We start from the raw sequence: 20,858 nt of genomic DNA, 5'->3' as shown, positions 1-20,858 counted from the left end.
CGACACCGCGAGTCAAGACGCCGACGGCGCCGCTTCCAAACCCGCCAGCTCGTCGCACAGGTGGTCCGCCAAACCGCGGACGGTGGTGATCTTGGTGGGGCTGATGCGCACGCCCGTCTCGGTTTCGATGCGGGTCCGCAGCTCCAGATTTCCCAGCGAATCCAGGCCGTAGTCGGATAGCGGGCGATCCGGATCGATTGTGCGCCGCAGCAAGAGGCTGATTTGGCCGGATACCAGCCGTCGGATTGCCGACGGCCATTCCTCGCGCGGCAACGCCTGCAGCTCGGCGAGGAACTTGCCCGTGTCCGGATTACCCTGCCCCACCGACCCGAACGCCTCGGCGAAGCGGCTGCGTTGCGCGAAAGAGGTCAGCCACGGCGTGCCCATGATCGGCGCGTAGCCCGAGTAGGGGCGGTCGTAGCGCAGCAGCGTCTCGAATGCGCGAAAACCCTCGGCCGGCTTGACCGCCATCCCGGCGCCGTCGGCGAGGGACGTCGCGCGGCCGACCTCTGACCATGCCCCCCACGCGATCGCGGTGGTCGGCAGGCCCTGAGCGCGGCGCCAATAGGCGAACGCGTCCAGCCAGCTGTTGGCCGCGGCGTAGGCGCCCTGCCCCGGCGAACCCACCAGCGCGGCGGCCGACGAGAAGGAACAGAACCAATCCAGCGGTTCGCCCGCGGTCGCTTGATGAAGGTTCCACGCGCCGTGCACCTTTGGCGCCCAGCACCGGTCGATGAGTTCATCGGTGACGTTCGCCAGCGTGGCGTCCTCGACGACGGCCGCCGCATGCAGCACCCCCCGCACCGGTAGCCCGGTGGCCGTCGCGCACGCCACCAGCCGTTCGGCGGTCCGCGGCTCGGCGATGTCACCGCACTCCACCACGACATCGGCCCCGGCGGCGCGGAGGCGCTCGATGGCTTGGCGCGCTTGCTCGTTGGGTTGCGAGCGGGAGTTGAGCACGATCCGGCCGCAGCCCGCCGCGCCGCCACGCGAAGCCATCTTCCCGGCCAGGAACAGGCCCAGGCCACCGATCCCGCCCGTGATGATGTAGGCGCCGTCGGCGCGGAACGGCCGGACCTTTTCCGGGGGCACCGTCGCCACGCTGGTGCCCGCGCGCGGCACGTCGAGCACCACCTTGCCGGTGTGCCCGGCGGAGGCGACCAGGCGCACCGCGGCGGCGGCGTCGTGGATCGGATAGCGGGTGCAGCGCGGCAACGGCAACTTGCCCGCCGCGGTGCGCTGGTACACCGTGGTCAGCAGGCGCCGAACGGTGTGCGGGTGGCTGACGGTCAGCAGCGCCAGGTCGACGGCGAACAGCGAGAGGTTGCGGCGGAACGGGAACAGCCCCAGACGGCTGTCGCCGTAGATGTCGCGCTTGCCCAGTTCGATGAAGCGGCCACCCAAGGCCAGCAGTTCGATGCCCGCCCGCTGCGCGGCGCCGGGCAGCGAATTGAGCACCACGTCGACCCCGTATCCGTCGGTGTCGCGGCGAATCTGGTCGGCGAATTCCGTGCTGCGCGAGTCGTAGACGTGTTCGATGCCCATGGTGCGCAACAGTTCTCGCCGCTGCGGGCTGCCCGCGGTCGCGAAGATCTCACAACCGACGGCCCGGGCGATCGCGATGGCCGCCTGCCCGACGCCGCCGGTGCCGGAGTGGATCAGCACCTTGTCCGTCGGGGCGATCCGGGCCAGGTCGTGCAGGCCGTACCACGCGGTCGCCGACGCGGTCGCCACCGCGGCGGCGTCTTCCAGCGGCACCCCGGCGGGCAGTGTCACCGCGTGCCGCGCGTCGGCGATGACGAAGGTGCCCCAGCAGCCGTGCCGGGACACCCCGCCGACGCGGTCGCCGACCTCGTGCTCGGTGACGCCCGGCCCGACGGCGGTGACCACGCCGGCGAAGTCGCCGCCCAATTGCTGCCGGTAGCCCTCGAACGTCGGATAGCGCCCGAACGCCACGAGCACGTCGGCGAAGTTGATGGTCGACGAGGTGACCGCCACCTCGATCTCGCCGGGTCCGGGCGGAACCCGGTCGAACGCGGTGAATTCCAGCGATTCCAGGTCGCCGGGGGTGCGGATCTCTAGCCGCATGCCGTCACGCTCGTGGTCGACGACGGTGGTGCGCCGTTCGGCCGCACGCAGCGGACCGGGCCGCAGCCGGGCGGTGTACCAGTGACCGTCGCGCCAGGCGGTCTCGTCCTCTTCGGAGCCGCTCTTCAGTTGCAGCACAAGCTTTTCCGGGCCGGTGGCGTCGTCGACGTCGATCTGGGTGGCGCTCAGATGCGGGTGCTCCGAATCGATCACCCGCATCAGTCCGCGCAGGCCGCCCTGCGCCAGGTTCGGCGCGTCGCCGGCTGTGACGCTCGCCGCGTTACGGGTCACCACGAACAACCGCGGCGATTCCCCGGGAAGATCCGAGAGTTCGCGGGCGATGGTCACCAGGTGCGACACGTAGTCGCGGCCGCGCCGGCGGCCCTGGGGGTCGTCCGGGTGGTCGCCGGGGGCCGCGGTCACCACGACGACGCCGGCCAGCCCCTTGAGGGGCCCGTGGCCGTCGGGGGCGGTCCGGCCGCCACCGGTCAGCAGCGAACGCAACTGTGCGGTGTCCACCGATCCGACGGGTGCCGTCGCGCATTGCGCCCCATCGGTATTCAGGGCTTCGGCGAGTTGTGCGGCCAGGCGGTCGTGGCCTTCGGCGGCGTCGGACGTGCTGAGCAGCAGCCAGGATCCGCGCTCGCTGTGCGCCGGCTCGGGCAGTTCGCGGGGCTCCCATTCGATGGTCAACAACCGCTCGTTGAGCAGCCGGTGGGCGTGTTCGCGTTCCGACGTGCCGCCGGCCAGCCGTAGCCCCTCGACGGTCAGCAGCACCGTCCCGGATTGGTCCAGCACGTCGATGTCGGCCTCGCACTCGCCGGGGCGCGAGGAGGTGACCCGGGTGAGGCAGTATTGCGCGTTGCGCGTCGAGTGGTGGTTGCGCAGCCGGCGCACCCCCACCGGCAACAGCAGAGCGCCGTCGCCGGCCTGTTGCACCTCCGGTGCGACGACCACGGACTGGAAGCAGGCGTCGAGCAGCGCCGGGTGCGAGCAGTAGGCCGACTGCTGCGAGCGGATCGCCCCCGGCAGCGCGACTTCCGCGAGCACCGTCGTGGTGTCCGCGTCGCCGACCAGCACCGCGGACAGACCCGAGAACGCGGGCCCGTACTGAATGCCGATGGCGTCGAAGGCCTTCCGCAACTCGGCGCCCTCCATGCGGGTCGGGTGATTGGCGATCAGCGTGTCCAGGTCGTGTGGGGGCGGCTCGGGTCCCGCATCGTCGGCGGCGACGCGCAGGACGGCGGTGGCGCGGCGGAGGCGTTCGCCTTCTTCGTGCGTGTCCACCGTGAAGTCGAGGGCCCCGGGCGCGGAGATCGTGGCGGTTGAAGAAGCCCACGTGTGGTCGGCCAGCAACAGCGTCCGCTCGAACGTGACGTCGCGCACCTCGGCGCGTTCGCCGAGCGCCGCGGCGGCGGCCGCGAGCGCCATTTCGCAGTAGGCAGCGCCGGGAAACGCTGCCACTCCGTGGATTTGGTGGTCGGCGAGCCACGGGTGGGCGTCGGTGCCGACCTCCCCTTGCCACACGTGGCGCTCGGGCTCCTCGCGCAGATGCACGTGCGCACCGAGCAGCGGGTGGACGGCCCGCAGCGAGGCTCCGTGCGCCCGCTCCACCGACTCGCGGCTCAGCAACAGCCGGCGATGCGTCCACGTCGGCAGCGGTGCGTCCACCAAACGCCCACTGGGGTATTGGACGGAGAAGTCCACCAGCGCGCCGGCGCTGTGCACGTTGGCGACCAAACCGCGCAAGCCAACTGGGAGCTGTCCCCCGCAAGCGGGTGGTGCCTCCGGCTCGCTTCTGCGCATGGCCGCGAGCGCGGCGATGGGCATGTCCAGGCTGGCGGCGTTCTGCTCGACAGCGTGGGTGAGCAGCGGATGCGGCGACAGCTCACCAAAGACGCGGAAGCCGTCTTTGAGGGCGGCTTGCACGGCGGCCGCGAATCGCACGGTGTGCCTCAGGTTTTCGGCCCAGTAGCCGGCGCTGAAGGACGGCCGTTCGCGTGGGTCCCACAGGGTGGCGGAGTAGTACGCGACCTCGGGGGCCGCCGGCCGCAGGTCCGCGAGCGCCTCGACCAGCTCGTCGAGGATCGGCTCCACCTGCGGTGAATGCGAGGCGACGTCCACCGCCACCTCGCGTGCCAGCACATCCTGCTCCTGCCATGCCGCGACCAGGTCGCGGATGGCCTGGGCCTCGCCGCCGACGACGGTCGACGTCGGCGAGGCGACCACCGAGAGCACGACGTCGGAGATTCCGCGGATGGACAGTTCCGAAAGGACTTGCTGGCCCGGCAGTTCCACCGATGCCATGGCGCCGCTGCCGGCGACCCGCCCCATCAGCCGCGAGCGGCGGCAGATCACCTTGACGCCGTCGTCGAGCGATAACCCGCCGGCGACCACGGCCGCCGCGGCTTCGCCGAGCGAATGGCCGATGACGGCACCGGGGCGCACCCCGTAGGACTTCATCGTCTCGGCGAGCGCGACCTGCATGGCGAAGATCGTCGGCTGGACCCTGTCGATGCCGGTCACCGTCTGCGGCGCCGTCATGGCCTGGGTGACCGAAAACCCAGATTCGCCGGCGATCAACGGCTCGATGGCGGCGATCGTGGAGGCGAACACCGGTTCGGTGGCCAGCAGTTCGACGCCCATCCGCGGCCATTGCGAACCCTGCCCGGAGAACACCCACACCGGTCCGCGGTCGTCGTGGCCCACGGCTGGCTCGTACGGAAAATCGTTGTCGGAGACTGCGCGTAGCCTCGCGCTCAACTCGTCAAAGGTGTTCGCGCACACCACCGTCCGTACCGGTCGGTGCGCGCGGCGGCGCGATAGCGTGTAGCCCAGATCCCACAGGGCGGCGCCGGTGTCGCGGTCGGGGCCGGCGCTGCGCTGCTCGTCGACCCAACTCGCGAGCCGGGCGGCCGTGACGCGCAACTGCTCGGCCGAGGTGGACGACAACGGAAATAGTTGTGGCCCAACTGGTCCGGGCGTGTCCGGACCATCGGGTGCCCGCGCGGGGGCGTCTGCCGGCGCCTGCTCCACGATGGCGTGCACGTTGGTGCCGGACATTCCATAGGACGACACCGCGGCGCGGCGCGGGTGAGCGGAGCCGGTGGGCCACGGCGTATTCGACTGCGGCACAAACAGGTCCGTCTCGATCCGGGCCATCTCATCGGGAAGCCGGGTGAAGTGCAGATTCCGCGGCACCACGCCGTGCTGCAGCGCGAGAATCGCCTTCATCAACCCCAGTGGCCCGGACGTCGACTGCATGTGGCCGAAGTTGGTCTTCACCGACCCCAGCACACAGGGCCCGTCGGTTCCGTACACGGCTGCCAGGCTGGAGAACTCGATCGGGTCGCCGACCGGGGTGCCGGTGCCGTGCGCCTCGACGTAGCCGATTGTCCTCGGGTCGATGTCCGCCACGCCCAACGCCTTTCGGTAAACGGCGACCTGGGCCGTTTCCGAGGGCGCCGCGATGTTCACGGTGCGGCCGTCCTGGTTGGCGGCCGTGCCGCGCAGCACCGCCAGGATGCGGTCGCCGTCGCGTTGCGCATCGTCGAGCGGCTTGAGTAGCAGCATGACGCAGCCCTCGCCGGAGACGAAGCCGTCGGCCCGCACGTCGAAGGCGTGGCAACGGCCGGTCGGGGAGAGCATGCCTTGCAGCGAACCCGAAACGGACTTGCGTGGTTCCAGGGTCACCACCACGCCACCGGCCAGAGCGAGGTCACTTTCGCCGGCGGCCAGGCTGCCGCACGCCTGGTGGACGGCCATCAACCCCGACGAGCACGCCGTGTCCACCGTGACCGCCGGACCGTGCAACCCCAGTGCGTAGGCGACCCGTCCGGACGCGAAGCTGTTGCTGGTGCCGGTGAACCCGTATGGTCCTTCGGCGGCGCCGCAATCGGCGGACAGGAGTTCGTAGTCGCCGTGTGTCAGGCCGACGAACACGCCGGTCTGCGTCTGGGCCAGGGACCCGGGGGCGAGGCCGGCGTGCTCGACGGCATCCCACGACGTTTCCAGCAGCAGGCGGTGTTGCGGGTCGACCGCGATGGCCTCACGCTCGGTCATCCCGAAGAAGTCGCAGTCGAAGCCCCCGACGTCGTCGAGGAACGCCCCCCACCGGGTCACCGAGCGGCCGGGCACACCGGGCTCGGGGTCGTAGTACAGGTCCGCGTCCCACCGGTCCGCGGGGATCTCGCCGACGAAATCGTCACCGCGCAGCAACGCTTCCCAAAGGCCCTGCGGGGAATCGATCCCCCCGGGAAGTCGGCAGGCCATCCCGATGACGGCCACCGGTGTGGCGTTCGCGGCACGCAAAGCGCAGTCCCCTCTTCTCGCCCGACCACCCGTGAGCATCGGGCGCACCATCGCTTCTCACGCGGTCGGGCGTAATTGTGCAGGCGTCAGTTTACCCACCGGAGCCACGTCAGTTAGCGGGATTAAACAATTTCGTCCGCGGCACCAGGGGGCCGCCGCGGCGGGCGGGAGCGCCGGGACAGAAAGTTCGAAATACCTTGCTGCGCAGTGCGTTTCACACCGACGCTAAGACTGGTCGGCTTGTTCGGGGGCCCCGGACTCGGCCTCCTTCGCCGGATCCTCGATGATCTGATAGGTCGGATCGACCATCGACAGGGAACGCTGGCCGGCCTGCCGGGCCTTGCCGCTGATCCGCAACAGTTGACCGGGCTGGATGTCGGCGCCCCCGCGCCCGGGGCGGAACGTCACGGTGATCTCCCCGCTGCTGTCCCCGACGACGATCTCTCGCCGGGTTCGCCCGCGTTCGGCGACGTCTTCGACCTCGCTGACGCGTCCTTCGATGGTGGCGCGCTGCCCGGAGATCAGGCCGGCCACCATGATCACCGACGACGGCCGTTCGGGGTGTTCGTAGGCCTCGACCTTCTCGTCCTCGTCCTGCGAGACCCAGGCCTGGATCTTGTCGATCTGCTGCGCGATGCGCTGTTCGAACGAGTCCGGGTAGGCCTCCCTGATCCGCGATTCCACGTCATAGGGCACGATCGTCGCCGCGGCGTCGGGGATGAGGCTGACGGCCTGGGCGACCTTGTCCGCGGTCCGGTCGTGCAACAGCCGCCCCAGCAGTGGCGCGAATGTCCGGCGCGGCAGGAGGACCGTCACGTTGGTGTCCGGTTGCTCGTCGCGCGCCTTGGCGACCAGCAGCTGCGCCGACCTGCTGATCCGCCGGTCGGGGCAGTCCACGATTCGCAGCGGTGTGTCGAGACCGAAGTGGTCCCAACGGTTTCGCAGTTGCGTGGCGTGGGCGGGGTCGACCATGAAGTGCACGGCAACCAGTTCGTCGGCCCGCAGTCCGCGGCCGTAGCGCAACGCTTCGATCACCGCGAGGTCGACCGAGTCGACGAACACCAGCACCTTGTGCCGCGCGTACTTCACCAGTTCCGGGCGATCGGTGCGGAACATCTCGAGAATGGCGGCCTCGGCGCGGTATTCGCGGTTCAGCCGCGTCAGGACGAACACCAGCAGCGGGAACACGACGACCACCAGCCAGGCGCCCTCGGTGAACTTCGCCACCGCGAAGATGCCCACCACGATCGTCGACAGGATCGCCGCGGACAGGTTGATCGCCAGCCGGTGCCGCCATCCCGGTTCGCGATGCGTCAAGTGGTGCTTGGTCATGCCGTAGCCGGCCATCGAGAATCCGGTGAACACGCCGATCGCGTAGAAGGGAACCAGCGCGTTGACCGAGCCGCCGGTCACCACCAGCAGCGCCACCGACAGCGTGGTGAGCGTGATGATCCCGTTCGAAAACACCAGGCGGTGACCGCGTTTCGTCAGTTGCCGTGGCAGGAAACGGTCTTCGGCGACGAAGCTGGCCAGGGCCGGGAAGCCGTTGAAGCTGGTGTTCGCGCCGGTGAACAAGATGGCCGCCGTCGAGGCCTGGACCAGGACGTAGAACACGTCACCGACCACGCCGTTGCCGTAGACGGCACGACCGATCTGCGACAAGACCGAGGGATATTCGGTCAAATACGGGGTGGCGTGGGTGACGTGGGCCAGGTAGGCGACCCCGGCGAGCAGGAAGCCCAGTATGCAGGCCATCGCCGTGAGCACCCGACGGGCGTTGCGGCCCTGGGGCTTTCGGAAGTAGTCGACCGTGTTGGAGATGGCCTCGACGCCGGTCAGCGACGAACCCCCGTTGGCGAATGCGCGCAACAACACCAGAATCGTCGCGCCCAGCACCAACCCGTTGCTCTGATGAACCGGCACGGCCCCTGCCGTGTGCGCCGGGTCGTAGAGCGGTAAACCCCCGCCGATTACGCGGACGACTCCGACCAGGATGGTCAGCGCGACCATGGCGATGAACGAGTAGGTCGCCACCGCGAACGGCATTCCCGCTTCCCGCAATCCACGCAGGTTCGCGTAGCAGATGATGAGCACCACGCCGACCGTGATCGCCAGGCTGTAGGGACCCAACGCGGGGATCGCCGAGACCACCGCGACCGTCCCCGCCGCCGATTGCACCGCGACGGTCACCACGTAGTCGATCAGCAGGGCCGCCGCGGCGATCTGAGCGACGCGGGGCCCGAAGTTGTCGCGCGCCACGATGTAGGAGCCGCCGGCCCGGGTGTAGGCCATGACCACCTGCCGGTACGAGGCGGCCACCAGCACGAGGATGAGCAGGATGACGCCGGTGATCGGAAGCAACAGGAGAAACGCCGCCAACCCGGCGTGCGGCAACAGTTCGATCAGGATCTGCTCGGGACCGTAGGCGACCGATGACACCGCGTCCGGCGAAAGCGCTCCCAGCGCAACGCCATTGGACAACTTCTCCGACGCGATGTCCTCGGTGATCAGTGGCTTTCCCAAAAACACACGCCTGGCGACGTCCCCGACCGAGAGCGGGATGCGCAGCTTGCCGGTCGAACTGGTCACAAGCACCGTCCTTACCCGAGGTTCAAGAACGTGAAACGCCTCCGAAGCATTGTGCACGTTCGGACCGCCCGCGGCGGCGCGCGCACTGCGGACGGTCAGGCGAGCCGGCGCACCGCGGCAGCGATCCGCTCGTCGCTGGCCGTCAGGGCAACGCGCACATGCTGTGCGCCGCGCGGGCCGTAGAACTCGCCGGGGGCCACCAGGATGCCGCGCTGCGCCAGCCAGGCGACGCTGTCGTGACAGGACTCGCCGCGGGTGACCCAGAGATAGAGGCCGGCTTCGGAATAGTCGACCGCGAAGCCGGCCGCGCGCAGGGCCGGCAACAGGGCGGCCCGGCGCCGCTCGTAGCGCTGCCGCTGTTGCAGCTCGTGCGCGTCGTCCTGCAGGGCGGCCACCATGGCGGCCTGCACCGGCCTCGGCACCATCATCCCGGCGTGCTTGCGCACGGCGAGCAGCTCGGCGACGAGGTCGGAATCACCGGCGACGAAGCCGGCGCGGTACCCGGCCAGCGACGAGCTCTTCGACAGGGAATGGATCGCCAGCAGCCCGGTGTGGTCGCCGTCGCAGACCGACGGATGCAGGATCGACAGCGGTTGGGCGTCCCAGCCCAAGCCGAGGTAGCACTCGTCGGAGGCCACCAGGCAACCCCGGTCGCGGGCCCATCCGACGACTTTGCGCAGGTGGTCGACGCCCAGGACCCGCCCGGTCGGGTTGCTCGGCGAGTTCAGGTAGTACAGCGCCGGCGATTGCGGGCCCAGCTGGGTGAGCGAATCCGCGCGCAGCACCCGCGCCCCGGCCAGCCGCGCTCCGACGTCATAGGTCGGGTATGCCAGCTCGGGCACCACGATCATGTCCGCGGAGCCCAGGCCCAACAAGGTCGGCAGCCAGGCGATGAGCTCCTTGCTGCCGATCACCGGCAGCACGTCGGCCTCGGCCAGCCCGGTCACACCGAACCGCCGGGCCAGGGCTGCGACCGCCGCTTCGCGCAGCCGGGCGGTGCCCGCGGTGGCCGGATACCCCGACGCCGCGCCGGCCCCGGCCAGCGCGTCGGAGATCACCGGGGCGACCGGGTCGACCGGGGTGCCGACGGAGAGGTCGACGATCCCGTCGGGGTGGGCGCTGGCCTGCGCTTTCGCGTCGGCCAGCGTGTCCCAGGGGAATTCCGGCAGGGACGCCGACACGGCGGGCCGCCGCTTTTTGAGCTGGTGTGGCACCGGGTCGCTCAGTCGCCTTCGCCCTGCGGTGGCAGGTCCTTGACCACCTGCGGGTCGTTCTCGGTCATGCCGACCTTGGCGGCGCCGCCGGGCGATCCCAGCTCGGCGAAGAAGTCGGCGTTGATCTGCGTGTACTGGCTCCACTGGTCCGGCACGTCGTCTTCGTAGTAGATCGCTTCGACGGGGCAGACCGGCTCGCACGCGCCGCAGTCGACGCATTCGTCGGGGTGGATGTAGAGCATCCGGGCGCCTTCGTAGATGCAGTCGACCGGGCACTCCTCGATACAGGCCTTGTCCTTGATGTCGACACAGGGTTCGGCGATCGTGTACGTCACAGACGTCTCCTCCATGTACTACTCAATGTGGGCTGCTGTTCAGCTCGCACCGGCGCGTCCGTCCTCTTCCGGTGAAGCTTTCGGTTACTGATACTAGACGTTGCAGATACAGGTCAACCATTTGGCGCGCCTGTCGGAATACCGATTTAAGACTGACAGTCTCGGGGCCCGCACGCGGCCCCCGTTTCGCCAAGGGCGAACACTACGACCAACGCGCTGACCTGCGCAGAGTCTCGGCCCCGGGGTAGGCTTCGGTATCTGTTGCGTTGCAAGCACGCTCGCGGGGCCTGGTAATCTCATCGGAAGGACGGCAACCGCTGGGCAGATTTTCTCGCCGTAAGAGCGGTGCATTAACTGGGGAAGGTGTCCACACATGAGGGTGTCGTTGAGCAAATTGGGCGTTGCGGTTGGCAGCGCGGCAGTGGCGTTGACCGCCGCGGCCGGGATCGCTTCCGCCGACCCCACGGACGCGATCATCAACACCACCTGTAACTACGGACAGGTGATTGCGGCGCTCAACGCGACCGACCCGGCAGCTGCCCAGCAGTTGAACTCGTCGCCCGTGGCGCAGTCCTACATCCGCAACTTCCTGGCAGCGCCGCCGCCCAAGCGCGAGCAGATGGCCCAGCAGATCCAGGCCATGCCGGCGGCGCAGAAGTACTACAACACGATCAACCAGGTCGCGGTCACCTGTAACAACTACTGAGCCGACCGCTTCGCACGAAGCGGTTCAGTAGCCGCCGAGCAGGCGGCGCACGCGTCCCAATGTTTCCGGTCCGACGCGGCTGCGAATGCGTGACGGGTCGGCGGGCCTGCGCCCCCACAGCAGCAGCACCCGCGCGGCCGCATCGGTATCCAGGGTCGCCGGGCCGTCCGGCTCGGCGAACCCGATGGTGACCTGATCCGCGCCGGCCGTCAGAACGATGTCGTCGGTGCCCTCGGCCCGCAGCCGGGCGTCGATCCGCTCGCCGACCTCCAGCTGTCTGGCGCCTTTGGCCAGCAGCGGCTTGCCAACGGCGAGCACGCTGTGCGTCGTCATCCACGGTTCGGCCAGCCTCGCCTGGGCCGCGGGCTCGTCGCCGGTGATGTCCCAGCTGTGCAGGACGAGCTCTTCGCGCATGTGCTCGGCGAACCACGGCACCTTCATGGTGCGGCCGGTCCAGGCGACGTCGGTGTCGGCGGGCACCCCTTCGGCCGCCTCCGCGACGTCACCGAGGGCGGCCATCCGGTCCAGCAGCGCGTCCCACAGGTCCGCGTCGTTCAAGGCGCGCAACGGGCCCTCGCGCTCCTCGAACCCGCGGGTGGCCACCGGCTGGCCGGCGAGGTGGCCGCCGAGCACCCGGGCGAGTTCCTCGGCGTTTCCGGCCTGATGGACGACGATGTCGCGCACCGTCCAGGCCTCACACCAGGTTCCGGCGTCCGGGCCGTGCCGTTGCACGGCATCCGCGAATGGCCGCCACTCCGGGAACCGGTCGTCGTCAACTCGTCGCGTCACGGTGTCGGGTATACCCGTCGCGCCCGCCCGGCAAGCGGTCAGGCGGCCAACGGTGTGTAGTCGGTGGTGCGCTGGCGCGCCGGTCGCCCGATGCCCTCGGCGATCGCGGTCAGCTCGGCGACCGTCTTGGCCGACCCGTGTTCCGAACCGGCCATGCGCGAGATGGTTTCCTCCATCAGCGTGCCGCCCAGGTCGTTGGCGCCGCCGTTGAGCATCACCTGCGTGCGCTCGACACCGAGCTTGACCCAGCTGGTCTGGATCTGGGAGATGCGGCCGTGCAACATGATTCGCGCCAGCGCGTGTACGGCTCGGTTGTCGCGATGGGTGGGTCCGGGCCGGGCCGCGCCGGCCAGATACAGCGGCGAACTCTGGTGCACGAACGGTAGCGGCACGAACTCGGTGAAACCGCCGGTGCGGTCCTGGATGTCGCGCAGCACGTTGAGATGGCCCACCCAGTGGCGCGGGCTGTCGACGTGGCCGTACATCATCGTCGATGACGACCGCAGCCCGACCTCGTGCGCGGTGGTGACGATCTCGATCCACATCGACGTCGGCAACTTGCCCTTGGTCAGCACCCAGCGCACCTCGTCGTCCAGGATTTCGGCGGCGGTGCCCGGGATGGTGTCCAGGCCCGCCTCGCGCAGGCTGGTCAGCCAGTCGCGAACGCTCAACCCGCTCTTGGTCACACCGTTGGCGATCTCCATCGGAGAGAACGCGTGCACGTGCATCGACGGCACCCGCGCCTTGACGGCCCGGACCAGGTCGGCGTAGCCGGTGACCGGCAGCTCGGGGTCGATGCCGCCCTGCATGCACACCTCGGTGGCGCCCTCGACGTGCGCCTCCCAGGCGCGGTCGGCGACCTCGTCGGTGGACAGCGAATACGCGTCGGCGTCGCCCTTGCGCTGCGCGAACGCGCAGAACCGGCAGCCGGTGTAGCAGATGTTGGTGAAGTTGATGTTGCGGTTGACCACGAACGTCACGTCGTCACCGACGGTGTCGCGGCGTAACGAATCCGCCAGTGCGGCAACCGCTTCCAGCGCGGGACCGTCGGCGGTGGCCAGTGACAGGTATTCGTTGTCGCTGCACCCGGCGGGGTCGCGTTCCGCGGAGCGCAGCGCGGCAAGCACGTCGGTGTCCAGGCGTTCTGGCGCTGTGGCGCCCTGCGCGGCCAGCTCGTGGACGTGCGCCCGGATCGATTCCCAGTCGCCGAACGCGCTGTCGATATCGCTGCGGGTTTCGGTGTTGCGGCCCTCGCTGTCGATCGCCGCGTTGAGGTCGACCCGGCCCACCGAACCGACGTCGTCGGGCTCCTGCCACGGCAACCCGACCGGGTTGACGTCACGGGCCAGGCCGGTCGCCGGGTCGGCCAGCGCCGCCACGTGTCCGGACACCCGCGGGTCGATCCAGGCCGCGCCGCCCTGCACGTATTTGGGTTGCGCGGTCAGCCGCTGGACCAGCTCGTAACCGGCTTCGGCGGTGACGGCGGCCAATTCGTCCAGGGCCGGCCACGGCCGCTCCGGGTTGACGTGGTCGGGCGTCAGCGGCGAGACACCGCCCCAGTCGTCGACTCCGGCGCCGACCAGCGCCAGGCACTCCTCGCGCGAGACCAGGTTCGGCGGCGCCTGGATACGCATCCCCGGGCCGAGCACCAGCCGCGCCACCGCCACCGTCGCCAGGTAATCCTCGATGCCGGCGTCGGGGACCGCGGCCATGGCGGTGTGTTCCTTGGCCCGGAAGTTCTGCACGATCACCTCTTGCACATGGCCGAACTCCTTGTGCGACTTGCGGATCGCGTGCAAGGTGTCGGCGCGTTCGGCGAGTGTCTCGCCGATGCCGACCAGCAGGCCGGTGGTGAACGGAATCGACAGCCGGCCCGCATCGGTCAAGGCGCGCAACCGGACCGCCGGATCTTTGTCCGGGCTGCCGTAGTGCGCAAGCCCTTTCGTCTCGAACAGCCGCCGCGAGGTCGTCTCGAGCATCATGCCCATCGACGGCGCCACCGGCTTGAGGCGGGCCATTTCCGACCAACTCATCACGCCGGGGTTCAAGTGTGGCAACAACCCGGTTTCCTCGAGCACCCGGATCGCCATCGCCCGCACGTAGGACAGCGTCGAATCGTAGCCCCGTTGACCGAGCCACTCACGCGCCTCCGGCCACCGATCCTCCGGCCGATCCCCCAGCGTGAATAGCGCTTCCTTGCAACCGAGTTCGCCGCCGCGGCGGGCGATGTCGAGGATCTCGTCGGGTTCGAGGTACATGCCGGCGCCCTGGGCGCGCAGCTTGCCGGGCACGGTGACGAAGGTGCAGTAATGACAGGTGTCGCGGCACAGATGGGTGACCGGGATAAAGACCTTGCGGGAGTACGTGATCGGCAGCCCGCCGCCGGGGCCGCGCCGTCCGGCCGACTCCAGGCCCGCGTCGCGCACCCGCGCCGCACTCGCGCACAGGTCGGCCAGATCCGCGCCGCGCGCGGTCATCGCGAGCGCCGCCTCGTCGACGTTGAGTGCAACGCCATCTCGGGCCCGCCGCAATACCCGTCGCAGCGCCGACGCGTCGGCCCTCGACGCACTGGCCTTCGCCGGAATCGGTGGATCAGGCAAAGCGGTAGGCTCCTCGCCCGGAGTCAACAGCACCTTGGTGTAACTTCCCCACGATCGATTTTCATCCGTGCGTCCCAACATGTGAATTCGTGACACCCATGGCGGGTCCCGTATGGGCAACAGTCAACAGTAGACCCACGCCCGTAGGCGCAAGCGGGCGACATCCCGGCCGAAATGTCCACTCGCCACAGGCCGAGATCAACCGCCGCGGCCGCGCCGCCACAGCACCCAGACCGGCGGCACGACGCCGAGCACCAACAGCAGCAGGGCCCCGTAGGCCATCAGGCCGCGACCACCCAGGATGACGTCGTCGGCCGGTCCGCCCATGCTGATCACCGCCACCGTCAGCAACCACGTCCACAGCGGCAGCGCCGCCAACCGGGGTGACCGGGTCCACCGCCCCGCGGCCCACACCAGGGCCGCGTTGACCAGCCCGGAAATCAATCCGCTGAGGGGAAACGGAACCGTCCCGATATAGAAAGGCAGCAGCAGGGCCCCGGCTAGTGCGGACAGAACCCCATCGACCGCCAGGAGGGACAGGACAACGAAACGGATCGCGGGGTCTGTGGCGCCGCCGTCCTCGACGGACGCGACGCGAGGCTGGGTGTCGGTCAGGTCGGAACGCTGTCGATGTTGGAGAGTATCGAGCCGATAACCCACTGCAGGCTGTCGAGCCGGTCCTGCCAGTGCTGCTGATTAGGGTCCAGGTCGGGGTCCATGCGAATTCCTTCCGTGGCTGCCTGTTTGGCAGCCTACCGCGTACGGGTCGCGGTCAGATCGAGCCCTGCGAGCAGATCCGTCTCCCAGCCACGCCCGTCGCGCTCCCCCGCGTCGCCGGCGGCCAGGACGTAGTGCTCCTCCCCCACGATCGGCAGGGCCACGTTGTTGGACAGGGCGCAGGCGCGACCGGTGGGCCCGACCACCACTTGGGTGGCGTGCGCCGCGAGCGCCGCCCGCTTGGCGGCCAGCGCATCCTCATCGGTCTCGACGACGGCGTCGATGTCGCCGTCGTCGTATCCGAACGTGAACTCCTCTTCGGACGGGAGCGACCACTCCGGCCGCAGATCCTCGGGCGTCAGCGCGGCCAGGCCGGCCTCGAACGCCCGGGTGGAAAAGACCGACCAGTAGAACTTCGGCACGGCCCACGGCTCGCCGGGAAACGTGGCAGCGCCGCCCGACGAGCCGGCCGCCGCTACGGCCGCCGTCGTCACCGTGTGCGCGTGCACGTGATCGGGATGGCCATAGCCGCCGGCCGGGTCGTAGGTGACGACGACGTGGGGGCGCTGCTCGCGGATCAGGGCCACCAGCGCGCCGACGGTCTCGCGCTCGTCGGCGTCGATGAATCGTTGCCGGTGCCGCGTGGGGGTGCCGCGCATGCCCGAATCGCGCCACCGGCCCGCGCCGCCGAGATAGCGGGGTCCACCGACCCCGAGCGCCCGCAACGCGGCGGTCAATTCGCCAATCCGGTAGCCGCCGAGCTGGTCGGCGCGATCGACGGCGAGTTCGGCCCACCGATCGCCGATCACCTCGCCCTCCTCGCCGAGCGTGCAGGTGACCACGCGGACGTCGGCGCCGCGGGCGGCGTAGTGGGCGATGGTGGCGCCGGTGCCGAGGCTTTCGTCGTCGGGATGTGCGTGGACGAACAGCAGCCGCGGCGTCTCAGGCATGGTCGGCACCCTACCGACAAGCAGCAGATAGGAACGCGCACGGCTACTATCAAGAAATGCCTCAGCTCACGGACGCAGACCGGACCGGCAGCCGGAGCCGCCGGCGAGGCGAGGTCCTCGAACGCGCCCTCTACGAGGCCACCCTGGCCGAACTGACCGAAGTCGGGTACGGGAGCCTGACCATGGAGGGGATCGCGGCGCGCGCCCACACCGGCAAGGCCGCGCTCTACCGGCGCTGGGACACCAAGTGCGAGCTGGTGCACGCCGCTTTGGTTTTCGCGCTGCCACCGGTGCCCGAGCTGCGGTCCGGCCGCTCGGCCCGGGAGAACCTGCTGGCGATGTTCACCGCCCAGCGTGACCTGCTGGCCGGAAAGACCGCCTTCCCCAGTTTGGACGTCATCCATCAGCTCCTGCACGAACCCGAGATGCGGGCCATCTTCGCCGATGCCGTGGTGCGCCCGCGCCTGCAAATCGTCGAATCGATCCTGCAGGCCGCCGTGGACGACGGCGACCTCGATCCGACGGCCATCACGCCGCTGACCGCCCGGATCGGCTCGGCGCTGATCAACCAGCACTTCCTGCTGAACGGGTCGCCGCCGAACCGGCGCGAGCTGGCCCTCATCGTCGACACCGTGATCCCGCCGCGGGCGTCGCGCCCGCCCGCCGACTGAGGGCGGTTACGGCCCGGTCTTGATCCACTGGCCGGCGTCGCCGACGATGCCGACCGGAACCGCTCCGGACAGGCTGACGTTCTGCACGCTCGGTCCGGCCGCGACGATCGTGGTGTCCTGCAGGATCGGCAGCACCGTGGACATGTTCCACAGCCGCGGTTCGACGGCGGTGATGACGTCGTTGATGCTCTTGGTGCCGTTGAGGGCGGCGTCGATGTTCGACTGGACGCTGCGATCGCAGATGCCGGTGAGGTTCGACGGCGCCTGCACCAGGGCGTTGGGATCCGCGGGGCGGCTGGGTGGGGGCGCCGACGTCGGTGTCGCGGTCGTGGTGCCCGGCCCGGTCGACGGTGGGGGCCCGGCGGGAGCGGACGAGACCGGCGTCGTCTCGCCGGTGGACGGGACCTGGGTCGATTGCAGCGCGGGACAGCCGTAGCGGGAGGCGAGCCGGGTGGCCAGGTTGCCGCCGGCCTGATGCCAGCCGACGATCGCGTCCACGCGGCCGTCGTTCAGCGCGTCGCGGTAGAGGGTGACCGGGTCCAGCGCCAGCACGGTCGCGGCGATGCCGACGTTGCGCAACTGGTCGGCGGCGGTGTTGGCGACGGCCACCGAGGTCGGGTCGTTGGCCGCCACCCCGATCGCCAGCGACAGCTGTTGGCCGTCCTTGCTGATCCGGCCGCGGATGACCTCGGGCGGCCCGGTGTTCGCCGGGGTCGGCGCGGGGGAAGCGGACGAGTTGGGTTCGACCCGGTACCCGGCCCCCTGCAGCAGGGTCAGCGCGGCCGCGGTCGTCATCGCCGGCGGCGCGGTCGGCTCGTAGCCGGGGTCGCTCGGCGCGCGGATCTGGGCCTGATCCAGCGTGACCGTGTTGTCGCTGCCCGCGCCGACGGCGGCCAGCAGGTCGACGTCGAGCAACCCCAGGATCGCCTTACGGACTTGGGTATCAGACAGTTTGGGTTCGTTGGCCCGCAGCGTGAGCTGCATGACCCGCGGCGTCACGATCCGGGCGGTGCGGACGTCGGGAATGGCGGACAACTGCGCGAAGGCCGCCGAACCGCCGTGGACCTGCGCCACCTGGGTGTCGCCGTTGCGCACGGAGTCGGCCAGGGCGGCGGGCGCCCCGGCGCGCCGGAAGAGGATGAGCGCGGGTTTGGCCGGCGGCCCCCAGTAGCGGTCGTTGCGGGCGACCAGGATCTCGTCGCGCTGCGGGTCGATGCTCTCCACCCGGAACTGCCCGCCCGTGACCGGAAGGGCCCGGGCCAGCCCGGCCGCGAATCCGCCGGGCACGTCCTTGACGATGTGCGCCGGAAGGATGTTGCTGAACAACTCCTTCCACGCCGGATACGGCTGGGCGAAGGTCACCACCGCCTGCTTGCCGCCCTCCAGCGACTGCACGCCGGTGATGAGGTCATACCCGGCCGGGTCGACGACCCCGGGCTGGCTGACCATCTGGCGCCACAGGTACCAGAAGTCGTCGGCGGCGATGGGGGCGTTGTCGGTCCACTGCGCCTCCGGCCGGATCTTGTAGGTCACCGTGAACGGGTTCTGGCTGGTCACGTCGGCGGACACCAACAGCGTCGGGTCCATCTCCCAGCGCGAGCCCGTCGGCGCGGCGGTGTCCGGAACCGGCCGAAAGGCGCTGGGCAACACCAACGCGCTGATCGCCGCGTTCACCGGGGACAGGTCGGACAACAGGTGCGGATTGAAGCCCGCGCCGATCGAGTCGATGCCCATGATGATCTCGCTGACCCGGGGCGGCGGAGGCACCGAGTTGTGCGGCGTGTCGGTGCTCTGCGGCGCCGGCGGCGGGTTGACCGTGCACGCCGAAACCACCAGCCCGACCAACGAGACGAGGCCGCCGAGCACCATGAACAAGCGACGGACGCGTCTCGGCACGCTGATCAGGGTATCGAGCAGCCGCACAGCGGCCCGTCCGACCACCAGGTGTTAACCCCGGGCCTTGGCGCGCGACCGGCTGCGGGCCCGGGAGGTGGCGTCCAGCTCGACCTTGCGCACCCGCACGATCTCCGGGGTCACCTCCACGCATTCGTCTTGCGCGCAGAATTCCATGGCCTGCTCGAGATCGAGTTCGAGCGGCCTGGCCAACGTTTCGATGACATCGGCGGTCGACGACCGCATGTTGGTCAGCTTCTTCTCGCGGGTGACGTTGATGTCGAGATCCTCTGCGCGCGGGTTGATCCCGACGACCATGCCCTCGTAGGTGTCCTGGCCGGGCTCGACGAAGAACTGGCCCCGGTCGGCGAGCTGGATCATGGCGAACGGGGTGATGGTGCCCGCGCGGTCGGACACCAGCGACCCGGTGTGGCGGGCGCGGATCTCCCCGGCCCACGGCCGGTAGCCGTCGAACACCGCGTTGGCGATCCCGGTGCCGCGGGTCAGCGTGAGGAAGTCGGTGCGGAAGCCGATCAGGCCGCGGCTGGGCACGATGAAGTCCATCCGGACCCACCCGGCGGCGTGGTTGGTCATCTCTTCCATGCGGCCCTTGCGGGCGGCCATCAGCTGGGTGATGGCGCCGACGAATTCCTCGGGGCAGTCGATGGTCATCGCCTCGAAGGGCTCGTGCAGCTTGCCGTCGATCGTCTGCGTGACGACCTGCGGCTTGCCCACCGTGAGCTCGAAGCCCTCGCGGCGCATCTGTTCCACAAGGACCGCCAGCGCGAGCTCGCCGCGGCCCTGCACCTCCCAGGCGTCGGGCCGGTCGATGTCGACGACCTTGATGGAGACGTTGCCCACGAGTTCGGCGTCCAGGCGCGACTTCACCATGCGAGCGGTCAGCTTGTGCCCCTTCACCTTGCCCGCCAGCGGCGAGGTGTTGGTGCCGATGGTCACCGAGATCGCGGGCTCGTCGACGGTGATGCGCGGCAGCGCATGCGCGTGGTCCGGGTCGGCCAGCGTGTCGCCGATCATGATCTCCGGAATGCCCGCGACGGCCACGATGTCCCCGGCGACGGCCTCGTCGGTCGAGGAACGCTCGACGCCCTCGGTCACCAGCAGCTCGGTGATCTTCGCGTTCGTGATGACGGGGTGGCCGTCCACTTCCCGCATCCAGGCCACCTGCTGGCCCTTGCGGATACGGCCCTTGTAGATGCGGATCAGCGCGAGCCGGCCCAGGAACGCCGACGCGTCCAGGTTGGTGACCAGCGCCTGCAGCGGGGCTTCGGGATCACCCTGCGGCGGCGGGATGTGCTCGAGCAGCACGTCGAACAGCGGATCGAGGTTGTCGCCCTCGGGGTTCTCGCCATTGGCCGGTTCCGTCGTGCTGGCGATGCCGGCCCGTCCCGAGGCGTACAGCGTGGGCAGGTCCAGGGCGGCCTCGGCGGCCTTCTGCGCGTCCTCGTCGAGGTCGGAGGCGACGTCGAGCAGCAGGTCGTGGCTTTCGGAGACGACCTCGGAGATCCGGGCGTCCGGCCGGTCCGTCTTGTTGACGACCAGGATCACCGGAAGGTGGGCGGCCAGGGCCTTACGCAGCACGAACCGGGTCTGCGGCAGCGGCCCCTCCGAGGCGTCGACCAGCAGCAGCACCCCGTCCACCATCGACAGGCCGCGCTCCACCTCGCCGCCGAAGTCGGCGTGGCCCGGGGTGTCGATGACGTTGATGACGGTCGTCGTCCCGTCCGGGTTCTTGCGATGCACGGCCGTGTTCTTGGCCAGGATCGTGATGCCTTTTTCCTTCTCTAGGTCCCCGGAGTCCATCAGGCGTTCGACCGCGTCGTCCCCCCGGTGGTGCAGCGCACCCGACTGCCGCAGCATCGCGTCAACCAGGGTGGTCTTGCCGTGGTCGACGTGGGCGACGATGGCGACGTTGCGAAATGACACGTCGGAGATTGTGGCAGCGGGGGCCGTGGATAGCGAACTGGCAGGTCGCCG

General features: G+C 69.7%; 12 protein-coding genes. 2 read left to right on the top strand and 10 right to left on the bottom strand.

What is annotated here, in order from left to right; translation table 11 throughout:
• Positions 1-12 precede the first annotated feature (12 nt).
• The 4 genes from pks2 to fdxA all read right to left on the bottom strand — a co-directional run bounded on the left by pks2 (position 13) and on the right by fdxA (position 10,537).
• Positions 13-6,399, bottom strand: a complete 6,387-nt coding sequence (gene pks2 / locus OCQ_RS06060) for a sulfolipid-1 biosynthesis phthioceranic/hydroxyphthioceranic acid synthase (protein WP_036454839.1) — start codon at positions 6,397-6,399, stop codon at positions 13-15.
• Between the two features lie 225 nt (positions 6,400-6,624).
• The gene (locus OCQ_RS06055; RefSeq protein ID WP_014384044.1) at positions 6,625-8,988 is read right to left on the bottom strand and encodes an APC family permease; all 2,364 of its coding nucleotides are present in this window, start codon (positions 8,986-8,988) and stop codon (positions 6,625-6,627) included.
• 95 nt (positions 8,989-9,083) lie between these two features.
• Positions 9,084-10,169 carry a succinyldiaminopimelate transaminase gene (gene dapC, locus OCQ_RS06050; protein ID WP_085978365.1) on the bottom strand — a complete coding sequence of 362 codons (1,086 nt, stop codon included), beginning with the start codon at positions 10,167-10,169 and terminating at the stop codon, positions 9,084-9,086.
• 41 nt (positions 10,170-10,210) lie between these two features.
• A complete protein-coding gene (gene fdxA, locus OCQ_RS06045; protein WP_007773662.1) occupies positions 10,211-10,537 on the bottom strand; it encodes a ferredoxin in 327 nt (108 codons plus the stop codon).
• Positions 10,538-10,910: 373 nt separating this feature from the next.
• On the opposite strand from fdxA, the gene OCQ_RS06040 reads away from it, so the two are divergent.
• Positions 10,911-11,243: a hemophore-related protein gene (locus tag OCQ_RS06040; protein WP_008254522.1), complete on the top strand. Its 333-nt coding sequence runs from the start codon at positions 10,911-10,913 to the stop codon at positions 11,241-11,243.
• Between the two features lie 24 nt (positions 11,244-11,267).
• On the opposite strand, the gene OCQ_RS06035 is transcribed toward OCQ_RS06040, so the two are convergent.
• The 4 genes from OCQ_RS06035 to mshB form a co-directional block, all read right to left on the bottom strand.
• Positions 11,268-12,032 (bottom strand): maleylpyruvate isomerase N-terminal domain-containing protein, encoded by a 765-nt coding sequence (locus OCQ_RS06035; protein WP_014941440.1) that lies wholly within the window; start codon positions 12,030-12,032, stop codon positions 11,268-11,270.
• 38 nt (positions 12,033-12,070) lie between these two features.
• Positions 12,071-14,713: a bifunctional FO biosynthesis protein CofGH gene (locus OCQ_RS06030; RefSeq protein WP_014384042.1), complete on the bottom strand. Its 2,643-nt coding sequence runs from the start codon at positions 14,711-14,713 to the stop codon at positions 12,071-12,073.
• A 117-nt stretch (positions 14,714-14,830) separates the two neighbouring features.
• Positions 14,831-15,292, bottom strand: a complete 462-nt coding sequence (locus tag OCQ_RS06025; RefSeq protein WP_008254516.1) for a hypothetical protein — start codon at positions 15,290-15,292, stop codon at positions 14,831-14,833.
• A 92-nt stretch (positions 15,293-15,384) separates the two neighbouring features.
• On the bottom strand, positions 15,385-16,299 hold the full coding sequence (gene mshB / locus OCQ_RS06020; RefSeq protein ID WP_008254515.1) for an N-acetyl-1-D-myo-inositol-2-amino-2-deoxy-alpha-D-glucopyranoside deacetylase: 915 nt from the start codon (positions 16,297-16,299) through the stop codon (positions 15,385-15,387).
• Positions 16,300-16,355: 56 nt separating this feature from the next.
• Between mshB and OCQ_RS06015 the strand changes: the two genes are divergently transcribed.
• On the top strand, positions 16,356-16,970 hold the full coding sequence (locus OCQ_RS06015) for a TetR/AcrR family transcriptional regulator (protein ID WP_008254512.1): 615 nt from the start codon (positions 16,356-16,358) through the stop codon (positions 16,968-16,970).
• A 6-nt stretch (positions 16,971-16,976) separates the two neighbouring features.
• Here OCQ_RS06015 and OCQ_RS06010 read toward each other — a convergent pair whose 3' ends face one another.
• Together OCQ_RS06010 and typA are read right to left on the bottom strand one after the other, a co-directional pair.
• Complete coding sequence (locus tag OCQ_RS06010; protein ID WP_162130207.1) at positions 16,977-18,872, bottom strand: ABC transporter family substrate-binding protein; 1,896 nt, start codon at positions 18,870-18,872, stop codon at positions 16,977-16,979.
• Positions 18,873-18,917: 45 nt separating this feature from the next.
• A complete protein-coding gene (typA, locus tag OCQ_RS06005) occupies positions 18,918-20,807 on the bottom strand; it encodes a translational GTPase TypA (RefSeq protein WP_014379425.1) in 1,890 nt (629 codons plus the stop codon).
• Positions 20,808-20,858: the final 51 nt, after the last annotated feature.

Source organism: Mycobacterium paraintracellulare (assembly GCF_000276825.1).
Classification (GTDB): Bacteria; Actinomycetota; Actinomycetes; order Mycobacteriales; family Mycobacteriaceae; genus Mycobacterium; species Mycobacterium intracellulare.
Note: the sequence above shows the minus strand (reverse complement) of the source record. Positions and strands in the feature narration are given on the sequence as shown.

Bases quoted from the DNA above. Each gene is read 5' to 3' on its own strand.
- OCQ_RS06040 (WP_008254522.1), top strand. From the start codon at position 10,911: ATGAGGGTGTCGTTGAGCAAATTGGGCGTTGCGGTTGGCAGCGCGGCA.
- OCQ_RS06030 (WP_014384042.1), bottom strand. From the start codon at position 14,713: ATGTTGGGACGCACGGATGAAAATCGATCGTGGGGAAGTTACACCAAG.
- mshB (WP_008254515.1), bottom strand. From the start codon at position 16,299: ATGCCTGAGACGCCGCGGCTGCTGTTCGTCCACGCACATCCCGACGAC.
- OCQ_RS06015 (WP_008254512.1), top strand. From the start codon at position 16,356: ATGCCTCAGCTCACGGACGCAGACCGGACCGGCAGCCGGAGCCGCCGG.